At 36.6% G+C, this 14099-nt stretch carries 16 protein-coding genes; 15 read left to right on the top strand and 1 reads right to left on the bottom strand.

Annotated features, from left to right (window positions below; all coding sequences use genetic code 11):
• The first annotated feature begins 122 nt into the window (after positions 1-122).
• From VK90_RS10555 to VK90_RS10490, 14 genes are all read left to right on the top strand, one after another.
• Positions 123-1595, top strand: a complete 1473-nt coding sequence (locus VK90_RS10555; RefSeq protein ID WP_048372597.1) for a 4-hydroxyphenylacetate 3-hydroxylase family protein — start codon at positions 123-125, stop codon at positions 1593-1595.
• 148 nt (positions 1596-1743) lie between these two features.
• On the top strand, positions 1744-2490 hold the full coding sequence (locus VK90_RS10550; protein ID WP_002171558.1) for an IclR family transcriptional regulator: 747 nt from the start codon (positions 1744-1746) through the stop codon (positions 2488-2490).
• 14 nt (positions 2491-2504) lie between these two features.
• Positions 2505-3053 (top strand): FAD synthetase family protein, encoded by a 549-nt coding sequence (locus VK90_RS10545; protein ID WP_048372596.1) that lies wholly within the window; start codon positions 2505-2507, stop codon positions 3051-3053.
• 28 nt (positions 3054-3081) lie between these two features.
• Positions 3082-3621, top strand: coding sequence for a 3-hydroxyanthranilate 3,4-dioxygenase (gene nbaC / locus VK90_RS10540; RefSeq protein ID WP_048372594.1), 540 nt, complete (start codon positions 3082-3084; stop codon positions 3619-3621).
• Complete coding sequence (locus VK90_RS10535; RefSeq protein WP_029953043.1) at positions 3606-4643, top strand: amidohydrolase family protein; 1038 nt, start codon at positions 3606-3608, stop codon at positions 4641-4643. The genes nbaC and VK90_RS10535 overlap by 16 nt, the downstream gene beginning before the upstream one ends.
• A complete protein-coding gene (locus VK90_RS10530; protein WP_002171562.1) occupies positions 4621-5079 on the top strand; it encodes a RidA family protein in 459 nt (152 codons plus the stop codon). Before VK90_RS10535 ends, VK90_RS10530 begins: the two co-directional genes overlap by 23 nt.
• 12 nt (positions 5080-5091) lie before the next feature.
• On the top strand, positions 5092-6561 hold the full coding sequence (locus VK90_RS10525; RefSeq protein WP_048372592.1) for an aldehyde dehydrogenase: 1470 nt from the start codon (positions 5092-5094) through the stop codon (positions 6559-6561).
• A gap of 153 nt (positions 6562-6714) precedes the next feature.
• Positions 6715-7494: a 2-keto-4-pentenoate hydratase gene (locus tag VK90_RS10520; protein ID WP_048372590.1), complete on the top strand. Its 780-nt coding sequence runs from the start codon at positions 6715-6717 to the stop codon at positions 7492-7494.
• A gap of 29 nt (positions 7495-7523) precedes the next feature.
• Positions 7524-8423: an acetaldehyde dehydrogenase (acetylating) gene (locus VK90_RS10515; protein ID WP_048372588.1), complete on the top strand. Its 900-nt coding sequence runs from the start codon at positions 7524-7526 to the stop codon at positions 8421-8423.
• Entirely contained in the window at positions 8410-9435 is a 1026-nt protein-coding gene (gene dmpG, locus VK90_RS10510; protein ID WP_025149912.1) for a 4-hydroxy-2-oxovalerate aldolase, read from the top strand. Before VK90_RS10515 ends, dmpG begins: the two co-directional genes overlap by 14 nt.
• Before the next feature lie 3 nt (positions 9436-9438).
• Positions 9439-10227: a 2-keto-4-pentenoate hydratase gene (locus VK90_RS10505; protein ID WP_048372586.1), complete on the top strand. Its 789-nt coding sequence runs from the start codon at positions 9439-9441 to the stop codon at positions 10225-10227.
• 19 nt (positions 10228-10246) lie between these two features.
• Positions 10247-10441, top strand: coding sequence for a 4-oxalocrotonate tautomerase (locus tag VK90_RS10500; RefSeq protein WP_025149910.1), 195 nt, complete (start codon positions 10247-10249; stop codon positions 10439-10441).
• Positions 10442-10560: 119 nt separating this feature from the next.
• Entirely contained in the window at positions 10561-11151 is a 591-nt protein-coding gene (locus tag VK90_RS10495; protein WP_048372584.1) for a histidine phosphatase family protein, read from the top strand.
• A gap of 6 nt (positions 11152-11157) precedes the next feature.
• Positions 11158-11934 carry a Cof-type HAD-IIB family hydrolase gene (locus tag VK90_RS10490; RefSeq protein WP_048372582.1) on the top strand — a complete coding sequence of 259 codons (777 nt, stop codon included), beginning with the start codon at positions 11158-11160 and terminating at the stop codon, positions 11932-11934.
• A 353-nt stretch (positions 11935-12287) separates the two neighbouring features.
• On the opposite strand, the gene VK90_RS10485 is transcribed toward VK90_RS10490, so the two are convergent.
• Positions 12288-12749 carry a DinB family protein gene (locus VK90_RS10485; protein WP_048372580.1) on the bottom strand — a complete coding sequence of 154 codons (462 nt, stop codon included), beginning with the start codon at positions 12747-12749 and terminating at the stop codon, positions 12288-12290.
• 171 nt (positions 12750-12920) lie between these two features.
• On the opposite strand from VK90_RS10485, the gene alr reads away from it, so the two are divergent.
• Complete coding sequence (alr, locus tag VK90_RS10480; RefSeq protein WP_048372869.1) at positions 12921-14096, top strand: alanine racemase; 1176 nt, start codon at positions 12921-12923, stop codon at positions 14094-14096.
• Positions 14097-14099 lie beyond the last annotated feature (3 nt).

The following is a 14099-nucleotide window of genomic DNA, read 5'->3' as shown; positions in this document are numbered from 1 at the left end:
CATAATGTGAAATAAGGGAGAAATTATACGAAATAAAATTGATATAATAATTGAAAATTCAGTCTTCTAATGAGATTTCTAAACTTTTTAGTATATTATTATGGGAAATTGGAGGGGAAAGAATGGCAATTAGAACAGGGGAACAGTATATTGAAGGATTGCGAAAAAGAAATCCTGAAATTTGGATGGGTGGAAGAAAAGTAACAGATGTAGTAAATGAAGATGTTTTTCGCGAACCTATTTTACAAATTGCTAACTTATATGATATGCAGCACAATCCAGAATATCAGGATAAGATTACTCATATATGCGAAGAGACAGGAGAAAGGGTCTCAAATGCATTTTTAGTACCCAAAAATTATGAGGACTTAAAAGCGCGTCGTGAATTATTTGAAATATGGGCAAAAGCTACCTTTGGTTTAATGGGAAGAACACCTGATTTTTTAAATGTAACAGTTACTTCAATGGCAAGTAATGCGTGGTTTTTTGAGAAGTTCAATCCAGAATGGGGAGCGAATATAAAGAACTATTATAAACATATACGAGATAATGATTTATTTTTAACACATGCGATTATTAATCCGCAAAATGATCGGAGCAAGGCTTCTCATCAACAAGAAGATGAAACAATGCATTTAGGTGTAGTAAGTGAAACAGAGGAAGGGATGTATGTTAGTGGTGCTAAAATGTTAGCGACACTTGCCCCGATTACAGATGAGGTAATTATATACTCCTATCCAAGTTTTAAACCAGGTGATGAACGTCATGCAATTTCTTTTGCCGTTCCAATTGATGCACCGGGACTAAGGATTCTTTGTCGTGAGCCAATGCAAGATGGAAAACGTTCTCTATTTGATCATCCACTTGCATCAAGGTTTGAGGAAATGGATGCATTACTAGTATTTCATAATGTGTTTATCCCATGGGATAAAGTATTTATTTATCAAAGTGTAGAAGCTGGGAATCAATTGTATCCTAAAACGGGAATTGGTCATCAACCAGCGCATCAATCTGGAGTAAGAGGGTTAGTTAAGCTATCTTTCGCCGCTGAAGTAGCTATGAAATTAGCAGATTCGATAGGAGTAGATGGTTTTTTAAATGTACAAAACCAGTTAGCAGAGCTTATGCAAGATGTAGAAACGATACGTGCTCTCTTGCAAGTAGCTGAATATGAATATGAAACGAATCCATATGGAGAAGTTGTTCCTGCGAGGTTGCCGCTTGATACGATACGTAGTTTATTACCTAAAATGTATCCGCGGGCTATTGAAATCATTCAAACCATTGGTGCTGGTGGGCTATTGATGTCACCGACAGGCGCTGATTTTATGAACCCTGAGATTCAAGATGATATGCATAAATATTATATCGGGCGTGAAGGAGTCTCTTCTGAGGAACGTGTTCGCTTGTTTAAATTAGCTTGGGATTTATGTGGTGAAGCTTTTGGACAACGATTATTACAATATGAGCGTTACTATTCTGGAGATCCGGTGCGTAAAATGGGAATGTTTTATAGTGCGTACAAAAAACAACAATCGCTTTCTCTAGTGAAGAAAGCTTTGCAATCGAGTTCATCCGAAGGCGCTTTAAGCTAAATAAAAATGTTTACGCTTACATTTTTATTTGGAAAAGGAAGGAGCAACAGATGATAACAAGAATTTTACTGTTAGGATGTAAATCTTCTTATATTATTAACAACATGTAAAATAGAGAACTTTAACTGAAATAGGGGAGGTAAATGATTTGATCGCTTCTATCAGTAAAATTTGTAAAATTCTAAATTGTTTTACGAGTGATGAACCTGTACTAGGAAATTCTGAAATAGCGGAAAAACTAAATATGAATGCTAGTACGGTTCATCACCTTGTTCGTACGTTGTGTGAAGAAGGAATGCTCATTCAAGATGAGCAAAGAAAATATAGATTAGGTTGGAAATTATTAGAGTGGGGAAATCAAGTAATGTTTCAGCAAGAGATTTATAGTGGAGCAATTCCGCTTGTAGAAGAGCTTGTAAGGAATTTTAATGGAACTGTGCATATTGGCATGTTTGATCGTGGTGATGTTGTATTTATTTTGAAAGTTTCATCAAAGGATTCCGTTCAAATTTCAACACATGTTGGATCAAGAGAGCCTGCGTATTGTACAAGTACAGGGAAAGTGTTGCTTTCATTTAATTCATCTCCCTTAGAATTTACTTCAGAAAAAAGGCTTTTACCACGAGCACCCAATACAATTACTTGCGTGAAACAATTCCAGACAGAGTTACAGACGATTCGTAAGCAAGGTTATTCAATTAGTGATAATGAAAATGAGCATGGATTGTATGGAATTGCAGCTCCCATTCGATCTTACACTGGGAGAACAATTGCAGCGCTTAATATTGTTGGACCTATATCGTATATGCAGGGAAGTAATCGTGAAATCATAATTCAAAGTGTGATGAATACGGCGAATTTAATTTCGAAGGAGTTTGGGTTTTTGGAAATTTAATTCCAAAAAGAGAGGTGAGATTCATTTATATACATGATAACTGTATACCGGTATTAAAGAGATCAATTGTCTCAATTGGTGCTTTTGATGGCGTACATAAAGGTCATCAAGTTGTTATTAAAAACGCGATTCATAGAGCGAAAGAATTAAAGATTACAAATGTTGTGTATACATTTGATCCACCACCACGTTCTTATTTTCAAGGCGCTCGAATATTAACGCCAATTGATGAGAAGGTGAAACGTCTTCAGAATCTTGGTGTTGAACATATAGTTGCAATTCGTTTTGATGAGTCCTATGTAACAAAAAGGGCGAGTTATTTTGTTAAAGAGCTACAAAGGTTATGTCCTGTAGAAATTTATATTGGCCAAGATTTTAGATTTGGAAAAAATCGAGAGGGTGATATAGAGCTTCTACGAGAACACTTCAATATTTCTATAGTAGAAGATGTGTGTTGTGAAGAAGGTGAGCGGATATCTTCAACAAGAATTAGAAATCATGTATGTCAAGGAGAGTTGCAAAAGTCTAGCTCTTTACTCGGATGGTCTTTCAAAACGATATAAATAGAAGGAATAATGAGGAGGAAGAAATATGTCAAAAACATTACAATCTTTTAATTTACTAAAATGGATTGATGAGAATAAAGCTTTGTTGAAGCCGCCGGTAAATAATAAGGTTATTTGGCAGGACTCGGAATTTATCGCCATGATATTAGGTGGTCCAAATAGAAGACGTGATTTCCATGTAGATCCCTCAGATGAGTTTTTTTATCAAATTAAAGGTGACTGTTATGTGGAATGTATTACAGAGGAAGGTAAGCGTGAAGTCGTTACAGTAAAAGAAGGCGATGTATTTATGCTACCAGCTATGGTACCTCATTCACCACATCGCATTGCTAACACATATGGGCTAGTAATTGAAAGAAAACGTAACCAAGGAGAACTCGAGGATTTCGTTTGGTTCTGTGACGAGTGTAATCATGAAATGCATCGTGTACGTGTTCAATTAAATGATATTGAAAAACAAGTAAAAGAAGCGATTCATAGTTTTAATTCAAATAAAGAAATTCGTGCATGTAAAAACTGTGGTTACATTATGCCGGAAGAAGTGGAGGAATGGAAGTGCGAATAGATTTTCATACACATATTATTCCTGAAACTTTTCCGGATTTTGAAGAGAAGTTTGGTGGCGGTCGTTGGCCAATATTAAATCGGACTTGTACATGTGGTGCAAGTATTATGGTTGGAGGCAAAAATTTTCGCGACGTGACAGATCAAGTATGGTGTCCTGAGAAAAGGATTGAAGATATGAACCGTGAAGGTGTCGATATTCAAGTTTTATCACCAATCCCTGTCACATTTTCGTATTGGGCAAAACCAGAGGAAGCTGAAAGTATGGCACGTATTCAAAATGATTTTATTGCAGAAACAGTTTTAGCATATCCAGATCGTTTTGTCGGATTAGGAACGGTTCCGATGCAAGATGGGGAAACTGCGGTTCGTGAAATGGAGCGGTGTATTACGGAATTAAATTTACATGGTATTGAAATTGGTACAAACGTAAATGGGAAAAATTTAGATGATCCATCATTTATTGAATTCTTTCGAATGGCCGAAAAGTGGCAAGTTCCAATTTTTATTCATCCATGGGAAACATTAGGGCGCGATAGAATGCCGCATCATAATTTTATGTATACAGTCGGGATGCCAAGTGAAACGGCTCTAGCGGCAGCTACACTTATATGGAGTGGGATTATGGAGAAGTTTCCACGGTTGAAGGTTTGTTTTGCGCATGGTGGAGGGTCTTTCCCATATATTTTGCCAAGATTAGATCAGGGGTGGAAAGTATGGCCACATTTGCGGTTGACTACACACCCTCCTAGTTATTATGCAAAGAAATTTTATTTTGATTCTTTAAATTACGATCCTATTAATTTGAAATATATGATTGAAAGATTTGGACATGAAAAAATTTTCATGGGTTCGGATTATCCATTTTTATTGCGAGAAATTGATCCAGGAAAAGTGATTGACGAGACATCCAGTTTATCTGAGGAACAAAAGGCAGCAATGCTTGGGGGAAATGCTGCGGAATTTTTAAATATTGATATAAAAAAACGAGGTGAAGCATATGCAGAGAGTACAAACACCTGAGAATAAATTAAGTGAGTTAGGTATCACACTACCAGCTATTCGTCCAGCAGTCGGAAATTATGTTAGTTGTGTAAAAGTGGGTAACTTATTGTTTACTGCTGGACAAGGTGTAGATGAGTATCATGGGAAATTAGGAAAGGATATACCAATTGATGAGGGATATAAAGCAGCAAGACAATCAATGTTGAATTTGTTAAGTGTTGTGAGAAACGAACTTGGTGATTTAAATAAGGTAAAACGAGTTGTAAAGATGCTTGGTTTTGTAAATTGTACAGAAGATTTTATCGATCAGCCAAAGGTAATGAATGGAGCATCGGATTTATTAGTTGATATTTTTGGGGAAAAGGGAAAACACGCCCGCTCTGCTGTCGGAATGGCTCAATTACCTAATAACACAACAATTGAAATTGAGATGGTTTTAGAAATTGAGGAATAGGAGGTAAGGAAGGTGAACAAAGAATTATTAACTGAAAAACTGAAAGTAAAAGATGCGAAGTTGTTTATTGATGGACAATATGTGGATTCTATATCCGGCGAAACGTTTGATACGTTCAATCCAGCGACGAATAGAAAGCTTGCTTCTATAGCAAAGGCAAATGAAGAGGACACAAAAAGAGCAATTGATGTGGCAGAACGAACATTTAAAAGTGGTATTTGGAGTAAAATGCCTGTGGAAGAACGATCGAATATTTTATGCAAAATGTCGGATTTGATTATGGAAAGAGTGGATGAACTAGCGTATTTAGAAACTCTTGATGTTGGAAAACCAATTAAAGAAAGTAAAGGGTTCGATATACCACGCTCGGCTCATAATTTTCGCTTCTTTGCTGAAATGGCTAAATATATGGTGCATGAGCATTATGACAAACATAACTTTATGTCATATGCAAAGTATGCTCCAGCGGGAGTGACTAGTTTAATCATTCCTTGGAACTTGCCATTTATGCAAATGACGTGGAAAGCATCAGCTGCACTTGCTTCTGGTAATACTGTTGTTGTCAAACCAGCCTCGTATACCCCTTTAAGTACAGTTATGCTCGGTGAAATTGCAAATGATGCTGGGCTACCTCCAGGTGTACTTAATATTATTACAGGTCCAGGAAATACTGTTGGGACAACAATGACAACACATCCAGCTGTAAGAAGAATTTCATTTGTTGGAGAAAGTAACACAGGAAAAACAATTATGCGTAATGCATCAGAAAACTTAATTCCGGTTTCATTAGAGTTAGGAGGTAAATCAGCAAATATCGTATTTGAAGATGCGGATTTAGATGAAGCAGTACAGGGATCGATTGAAGCTATTTATCGGAACCAAGGAGAAATTTGTTTAGCTGGTTCAAGATTACTTGTGCAAGAAAGTGTATATGAACAGTTTTTAGAGAAATTTGTAGCGGCTGTAAAAAGAATAAAAGTGGGAGATCCTCTTTCTGAAGATACCGATATGGGAGCGCTTGTATCAAAATCTCATTTAGAAACAGTTGATTGTTACGTAGAAATAGGGATTTCGGAAGGCGCAAAATTAGCCTATGGTGGAAAAAGAGTTAAAAGTTTAGTAGAAGGGAATTTTTATGAACCTACTATTCTATATGATGTTGATAACAGTATGCGTGTAGCGCAAGAAGAGATATTTGGCCCAGTTCTAGTTGTTATCCCATTTAAAACGGAGGAGGATGCAATTCGCATTGCGAACGATTCCGTTTATGGACTAGCTGGAGTTGTTTGGACGAACGATCTTAGACGAGCACAACGAGTTGTTTCACAAATTGATTCAGGCTTACTATGGATTAATTGTTGGTATGTTCGAGATTTACGTACTCCATTTGGAGGTTCGAAGGCTAGCGGGATTGGTAGAGAAGGTGGACGTCATAGTTTTGAATTTTATACAGAAGCTAAGACAGTTACGATGAAATTATAAAGTCAATGCTGCATCAGTGGAGTTTTATCCGACTATTTGTGAACAGTAAAGCTCCCACCTCAAAATTATGTGGAAACAAAGAAGCTAGGTGGGGGCTAATTAAAGTTTCGTTGATGTGCGATAAGTATAAAATTGAAAAATGGGGTGAGATGAGTGCAGTTATTAATTAAAGAATTAGCAGATGAACTAATACAAGCTGAAAATTCGTGTGTAGGGATTACTCCTTTTACAGAGAGGTATTCTAATTTATCAGTTTTGGATGCTTATAATATTCAACTTGAAGTTATAGAGAGGAAATTAGAGAGTGGGCGTAGCATAATTGGGAAGAAAATCGGTCTTACGAGTGTTGCAATGCAACAAATGCTTGGAGTAGATGAACCTGACTATGGACATTTACTAGATGATATGAAGATAGAAAATGGTAGTGAAATTTCAATAGACTCCTTTGTATCTCCAAAGATAGAAGCAGAAATAGGTTTTGTTTTAGCAGAAGACTTAAGCGGTCCTAACATTACATATGTTGATGTTCTAATGGCGACGAAATATGTCGTGCCTACACTTGAAATTATTGATAGTAGAATTGCCGATTGGAAGATTCAGCTTGCTGATACAGTGGCTGATAATGGGTCATCGGCAAAAGTTGTAGTTGGTGATACATTCTCTAGCATTGATAAAGTAGATTTACGTACAACAGGAATGACACTTTATAAGAATAATTGTTTAATTGCTACAGGAGCTGGCGCAGCAGCATTAGGGCATCCTGCGCAAGCTGTTGCTTGGTTAGCTAATAAACTTCATGAATTTAATATTGGATTAAAAGCAGGTGAGTTAATTTTACCAGGTGCGTTATCTGGTGCAGTCGCAGTGAATAGTAAAGATAGTATTCAAGCTGATTTCGGTTCACTAGGATCGGTTTTTGTTAAATTCAAATAGATTAAAGCGGTGAAAAAGGGGGGATAGATGTGGAAAAAGTAAAGGCAGTTATTATTGGATCAGGTAATATTGGCACGGATTTAATGTATAAGTTAAGAAAAAGTGAAGTCATAGAGCTGAATGCCATGATTGGAATAGATTCAGAATCGGATGGCTTAAAGCGAGCAAAAGAAGAGGGATATGTGGTTTTTGATAACGGGATACAAGCAATTATTGATAAGCCGAGTATAGCTGATATTGTATTTGATGCAACTTCAGCTAAAGCACATAATTATCATGCAAAAGTATTGGGAGAGCTTGGAAAAAAAGTAATCGACTTAACACCTGCTGCATGTGGACCGTTCGTTTGCCCTGCTTTACAAAATAATGATTTTGTAGATAAGCAAAACGTTAATATGATTACGTGCGGGGGACAAGCAACGATTCCGATTGTGCATGCTATTAATGAGGTGGCAAATGTTACATATGCAGAGATAGTTGCTACAATTTCAAGTTTAAGTGCAGGTCCAGGTACAAGGGCGAATATTGATGAATTCACAATTACGACAAGGCGTGGAATTGAAGAAATTGGCGGGGCAGATCAGGGGAAAGCACTCATTATATTAAATCCTGCGGACCCTCCTATTTTAATGAGAGATACAGTATATTGTGAAGTTAAGTATATGGATAAGGTTGCTATCCGAGAGGCGATTCAAAAGATGGTGGAAGTAGTTAGGACGTATGTTCCAGGTTATGCGTTAAAACAAGAGCCAATGTTTGATGGGAATCGTGTGACTGTATTTTTAGAGGTTGAAGGAGCTGGAGATTATTTTCCTCCTTATGCCGGTAATTTAGATATTATGACAGCAGCGGCATTAAAAGTTGGTGAAGAGTTTGCAGCGCAGATCATTTCAGAAATGAAAAGAGGTGTAATGAATGAGGCGAAATAGTAAAATGCCAATTAAAATAACGGAAGTTTGTTTACGTGATGGAAGTCATGTAATGAAACATCAATTTACAGAAGAACAAGTTCGTTCTGTAACAAGGGCATTAGATGAAGCTGGTATGCATTATATCGAAGTGAGTCATGGAGATGGTTTAGGAGGCTCCACATTACAATATGGAAAGTCGCTAATTAATGAAATGAAGCTGATTGAAGCAGCGGTAGATGAGTGCAAGCAAGCTAAAGTAGCTGTTTTGTTAATTCCTGGTATTGGAACTATCCATGAACTAAAGCAAGCTGCAAATATTGGTGCGAAACTTGTTCGTGTAGCAACGCATGTAACAGAAGCGGATGTTTCAGCTCAGCATATTCAATTTGCACGTGAGTTAGGTATGGAAGTGTGCGGTTTTTTAATGATGGCACATTCTGCACCGGTTGAAAAGTTAGTAGAACAAGCAAAGCTAATGGAGGCCTATGGTGCAGAAGCGATTTATGTAACTGATTCAGCTGGTGCTTTATTGCCTCATGAAGTACGTGAACGTATTCGTGCATTACGTCAATCTTTAAATGTTGAAATTGGCTTCCATGGCCATAACAACCTTTCTGTTGCAGTAGCGAATACAGTGGCGGCAATTGAAGAAGGTGCGACACGTATTGATGGAAGTGTACGGTGTCTTGGAGCGGGGGCTGGAAATGCACAAACAGAAGTATTGCTCGCCGTTTTAGATCGTATGGGATATGAACTAGATATAGATCTGTATAAGATGATGGACTTAGCAGAGGACGTAGTCGCTCCGTTATTACCGGGACCGCAAGAAATTCAAAAAGGTAGTCTTGTAATGGGGTATGCTGGTGTATACTCTAGCTTTTTATTACATGCTGAAAGAGCGGCAAAGCGTTTTGGTGTAGACGCTCGTGATATTTTAATAGAACTTGGGAAAAGAAAAGTAGTTGGTGGACAAGAGGATATGATTTTAGATGTAGCGGCAGAATTAGCAAAGATAAAAACGGGGGTGTAAAAAGTGGCTTTAGTGAAAGGGGCAGATTTAGAAATTGTTGACTATTTACTTCAGGCTGAAAAGGAAAGGAAAGAAGTAGTGAAAGTAACGGATAAGCATCCTGATTTAACGGTGGATGATGCTTATAGATTACAAAAATGTTTAATTGAACAAAAAGTGAAGGAAGGTTCTAAAAGAGTTGGTGTAAAACTTGGATTAACGAGTAGGGCAAAACAACAAATGATGGGGATTGATGAAGCGATTTACGGGTATTTGTTACATGATATGATAGCGTTCGAATGGGAGCCGTTGCGATATGAAACATTAATTCATCCAAAAGTAGAACCAGAGGTTGCATTTTTAATAGGAGAGGATTTACAAGGTACAAATGTTACAGCCGATGATGTATTAAAGGCAACAAAATATGTCGCTCCAGCTTTAGAGATTATTGATAGCAGGTATTTAAATTTTAAATTTACATTACCTGATGTAATAGCAGATAATTGTTCATCTTCAAAGTTTTTATTAGGAAGTAGATGGATTGATGCTAAAAAAATAGATTTAGCTAGTATAGGGATGGTTATGTCGAAAAACGGAAAGATTGCTACAACTGGAACAGGGGCAGCTGTACTGGGGCATCCAGCAGAGGCGATTGCTTGGGCGGTAAATAAACTTGGTTTACAAAATGAAGGATTTAAAAAAGGTGATATCGTATTAAGTGGAGCATTGTCAGAAGCGATTACATTCAAAGCAGGAGATTCTATTATTGCACAGTTTGATGACTTAGGAAGTGTAGCAATGTTTTGTGAATAAATAGTAAAGAGAGAGAGAAATGCCAATTATACAAATTCAAATAATAGAAGGTAGAGGACGAGAGCAAATTCAAAATCTTATTTCAGATGTTACAGAGGCGGTTGCCAAAAATTTAGATGTAGATGCTGGGCGTGTACGTGTTTTAGTAAATGAAATCCCTAGTTCACATTGGGGAGTAGGAGGAAAGTCGAAAGCTAGTTTAGAAAAAAGTTAGTTGGTAATAAAAGCAATTTTCATTCTTTTAGGAATGGGGATTGCTTTTATTATTTTGAAAAATCTTAATAATATGTTAAAATTTAACCTTGTTTAAAAGGAGATAAGGGGGAAATAGACATGCAAATACTACTAATACGCCACGGAGAATCAGAAGCTGATATTTTAAATGTACATGAAGGACGAGCTGATTTTGAATTAACAGAAAAGGGAAGACAGCAAGTGCAAAAACTTATCCAGAAAGTGAAAGCGGAATTCCCGCCAGATTTCATATGGGCAAGTACATTAAAACGTGCTCGTGAAACTGCTGAAACATTAGCGGAAGCAATGGGATGCCCAATTCAATTAGAAGAGGAATTAATGGAGTTTAATAATGGGGTACAAGCAGGTTTGTCATTTGAAGAAGCGAAGAAATATCCAGAGCCAAAGTATCTTCACGATCGTTTTGAAAACGGGGAATCATTTATTGAATTTAGAATGAGAATAGAAGGAATCTTTTCTAAAATCGTGACAGAGAATACATATGACCGGATTGCAATTGTTGCACATGGTGGTGTAATAAATAGTATATTACGTGCATTTTTCCAAATGCCAATTTCAATGGACTATTATTTTAAAATGGGAGATACAGGAATTAGTTTGATTGAACTTACGGATAAACAGAAAATAGTTCATCTTATAAATGATACAAACCATTTGGATGGAATGTAAGGGGCTATGTACAAAGTTGTATTTTTTGATGTGGACGGTACGTTGTTAAGTGAGATTGATAGAAGTATGCATGAAAGCACAAAAGAAGCGATACAAAGATTAATAGAAACGGGAATTCATGTAGTTGTTACAACAGGGAGACCATATAGTTTGTGCACACAATTTAAAGAACTAGGCATAAATACGTTTATTTCTGCAAATGGCGCACATATAAAGTGTGATGAAGAGGTTATACATAAAACGGTACTTTCTAGTGAAATTGTTCATGATATTTCAAATTTCGCTGAATTACATGGTCACAGTGTTTCTTATTTTACAGAGGAATTTGCAATGAATGGTATTGCCTCGAAAGATGAACGTGTAATACGAGCACTAAACGAAACGTTAAATTTAGAACAGTATCCTGACAAAGTCAGAAACTTGTTAGAAGAGGTTTATTGTGTATGTCTGTATGCTGATGAAACAGAAGCCCAAAAATTTTTAAAAAGATATCCAACGCTTACGTTTGAACGTTTTCATGGTTACGTTATGAATGTATTGGAAGATAGTAAAGTATCGAAGCTAACTGCTATTCAAAAGGTATTGGAACATCTGAAGATTTGTAAATCAGAAGCAATTGCTTTTGGTGACGGTGGAAATGATGTTGAGATGTTACAATATGTAGGATTAGGAATTGCGATGGGGAATGGTGGGGAAGAGCTAAAGAAAAGAGCGGATTTTGTTACAAAGAAGGCGAGCGAAGGTGGTATTGCTTTTGCTTTGAAGGAGTTTAAGATTATGTGAACTACTCACCACTTAGCAAAGCTTGAAGTGGGAGCTTCTCAGTTCCATGACGAAAGTAACCTTTCGTCTCCCTGAGCGTTACTTCGGGGTGTTCCACCCCTAGATGTCCAACGCTTGGATGCTCTCTTGGTACGGTTGATATTTTACGCAGGAACCGAATGGCTTGGTTTTCGCACTCTATTTTCTTCCTGCAACCTCATATATCAAGTTATCAAAGAACTTCATATAGCTAGTTTATCAAAAGTTTTTGGCTATGCCAAACCGAAAGAATTCTCCCACCTACCGTTGGGTTATCGCCCTTCACATGTTTGAGGAGGGAGAGTTCTTTCGGTAAATTCGTTAAAAAGATATCTTTATTCGAATAAAGATATCTTAGGATCATGAATATGCTCACATAATAAAATATGAATTTGCCCACGGTGATGATAAAAATGTGCAATAATTTCAAGTAACCATTCAAATCGAGAATAAGAAATACCCCAATAGGCGGTCATAACTTCCGCTAATTCTTCATTGGAATAGGATAGAAAAGTTTTAGAAAGAAGATTGTACCCTTGTATCAATGTTTGCTGCATTTGAGTAATTGTTTTAGGTGTATGCTCTTTATAAAAAGTATGTAGCTCTTTTTCCTTAATACCATTTAAGATGAGAGAATCAGCATGACAAATAAATGAAAGATGTGTACACATTTCAAATAGTGAACGCTTTGATTGAATCGGTGTTATTTGCAAATTGTTATCATTATATTGGTTGAGCATATGAATAAAACTATCAACAGCAACTTTAAGTTGATGCAACGCGGATTGGACAAACATTGTAATTTTCCTCGCCTCCGTATATAATAGTTTCTTAAGGGTATTATATAATACTCAAAATTCGGAAAATTCTAGTAGTTTGACTAGCATAGTGAAAAGTATTATATTGTAAAAGGTCATATGAAACGTGAAATAGAATGGAATGCAATTATTGAGTTAGGAGTTAGACCAATGAGTTTGAAATATGGAAGAGATACAATTGTTGAAGTTGACTTAAATGCTGTAAAACATAATGTAAAAGAATTTAAAAAACATGTAAACGATGAAAATATTGCGATGATGGCTGCTGTAAAAGCGAATGGGTATGGCCATGGGGCAGTTGAAGTTGCGAAAGCTGCTATTGAAGCAGGAATAAACCAACTTGCTGTTGCATTTGTAGATGAAGCAATTGAATTAAGAGAAGCTGGAATCACTGTACCGATTTTAATTTTAGGCTATACACCAGTAGTGGCTGCAGAAGATGTAATTCAATATGACGTTATGATGACTGTTTATAGAGTAGAAGATTTACATGGTATAAATGAAATTGCAAATCGTCTTCAAAAGAAAGTGCGTATTCATGTGAAAATTGATACAGGAATGAGCCGTATCGGTTTACAAGAAGAAGAAGTTAAACCATTTTTTGAAGAGTTAAAACGTATGCGATATGTAGAAGTAGTAGGAATGTTTACACATTACTCTACCGCTGATGAAATAGATAAAACTTATACGAATATGCAAACAAGTTTGTTTGAGAAAGCTGTACATACAGCGGAAGCATTAGGAATTCATTTTCCATATATTCATAGTTCAAACAGTGCAGGATCAATGGAACTTAGTAACACATTTCAAAATATGGTTCGTGTCGGTATTGGAATTTACGGTATGTATCCTTCAAGAGAAGTAGATCATACAGTTGCTTCCTTACAGCCAGCGTTGTCTTTAAAATCAAAAGTAGCTCATGTTAAACATGCAAAGAAAAATCGTGGTGTTAGCTATGGGAATACGTATGTAACAACGGGTGAAGAATGGATTGCGACTGTACCGATTGGCTATGCTGATGGTTATAATCGTCAGTTATCTAATAAAGGGCAGGCGTTAATTAATGGAGTTCGAGTGCCGGTTATTGGTCGTGTTTGTATGGATCAGCTTATGCTAGATGTTACAAAAGCGATGCCAGTACAAGTAGGAGACGAAGTTGTATTCTACGGCAAACAAGGTGAAGAAGAGATTGCAGTAGAAGAAATAGCTGATATATTAGGTACTATTAACTATGAAGTTACATGTATGTTAGATAGAAGAATTCCGCGTGTATATAAAGAAAAGAATGAAACGACTACTGTTGTAAATATATTAAGAAAAAAATAATAC

Origin of the sequence: Bacillus sp. LK2 (assembly GCF_001043575.1) — a bacterium.
Lineage (GTDB): Bacteria > Bacillota > Bacilli > Bacillales > Bacillaceae_G > Bacillus_A > Bacillus_A paramycoides.
Note: the sequence above shows the minus strand (reverse complement) of the source record. Positions and strands in the feature narration are given on the sequence as shown.

Coding starts and splice junctions, on each gene's coding strand:
- nbaC (WP_048372594.1), top strand. CDS start 3,082: ATGTCAAAAACATTACAATCTTTTAATTTACTAAAATGGATTGATGAG.
- VK90_RS10490 (WP_048372582.1), top strand. CDS start 11,158: ATGTACAAAGTTGTATTTTTTGATGTGGACGGTACGTTGTTAAGTGAG.
- VK90_RS10530 (WP_002171562.1), top strand. CDS start 4,621: ATGCAGAGAGTACAAACACCTGAGAATAAATTAAGTGAGTTAGGTATC.
- VK90_RS10535 (WP_029953043.1), top strand. CDS start 3,606: ATGGAAGTGCGAATAGATTTTCATACACATATTATTCCTGAAACTTTT.
- VK90_RS10555 (WP_048372597.1), top strand. CDS start 123: ATGGCAATTAGAACAGGGGAACAGTATATTGAAGGATTGCGAAAAAGA.
- VK90_RS10485 (WP_048372580.1), bottom strand. CDS start 12,749: ATGTTTGTCCAATCCGCGTTGCATCAACTTAAAGTTGCTGTTGATAGT.
- dmpG (WP_025149912.1), top strand. CDS start 8,410: ATGAGGCGAAATAGTAAAATGCCAATTAAAATAACGGAAGTTTGTTTA.
- alr (WP_048372869.1), top strand. CDS start 12,921: ATGAGTTTGAAATATGGAAGAGATACAATTGTTGAAGTTGACTTAAAT.
- VK90_RS10495 (WP_048372584.1), top strand. CDS start 10,561: ATGCAAATACTACTAATACGCCACGGAGAATCAGAAGCTGATATTTTA.
- VK90_RS10500 (WP_025149910.1), top strand. CDS start 10,247: ATGCCAATTATACAAATTCAAATAATAGAAGGTAGAGGACGAGAGCAA.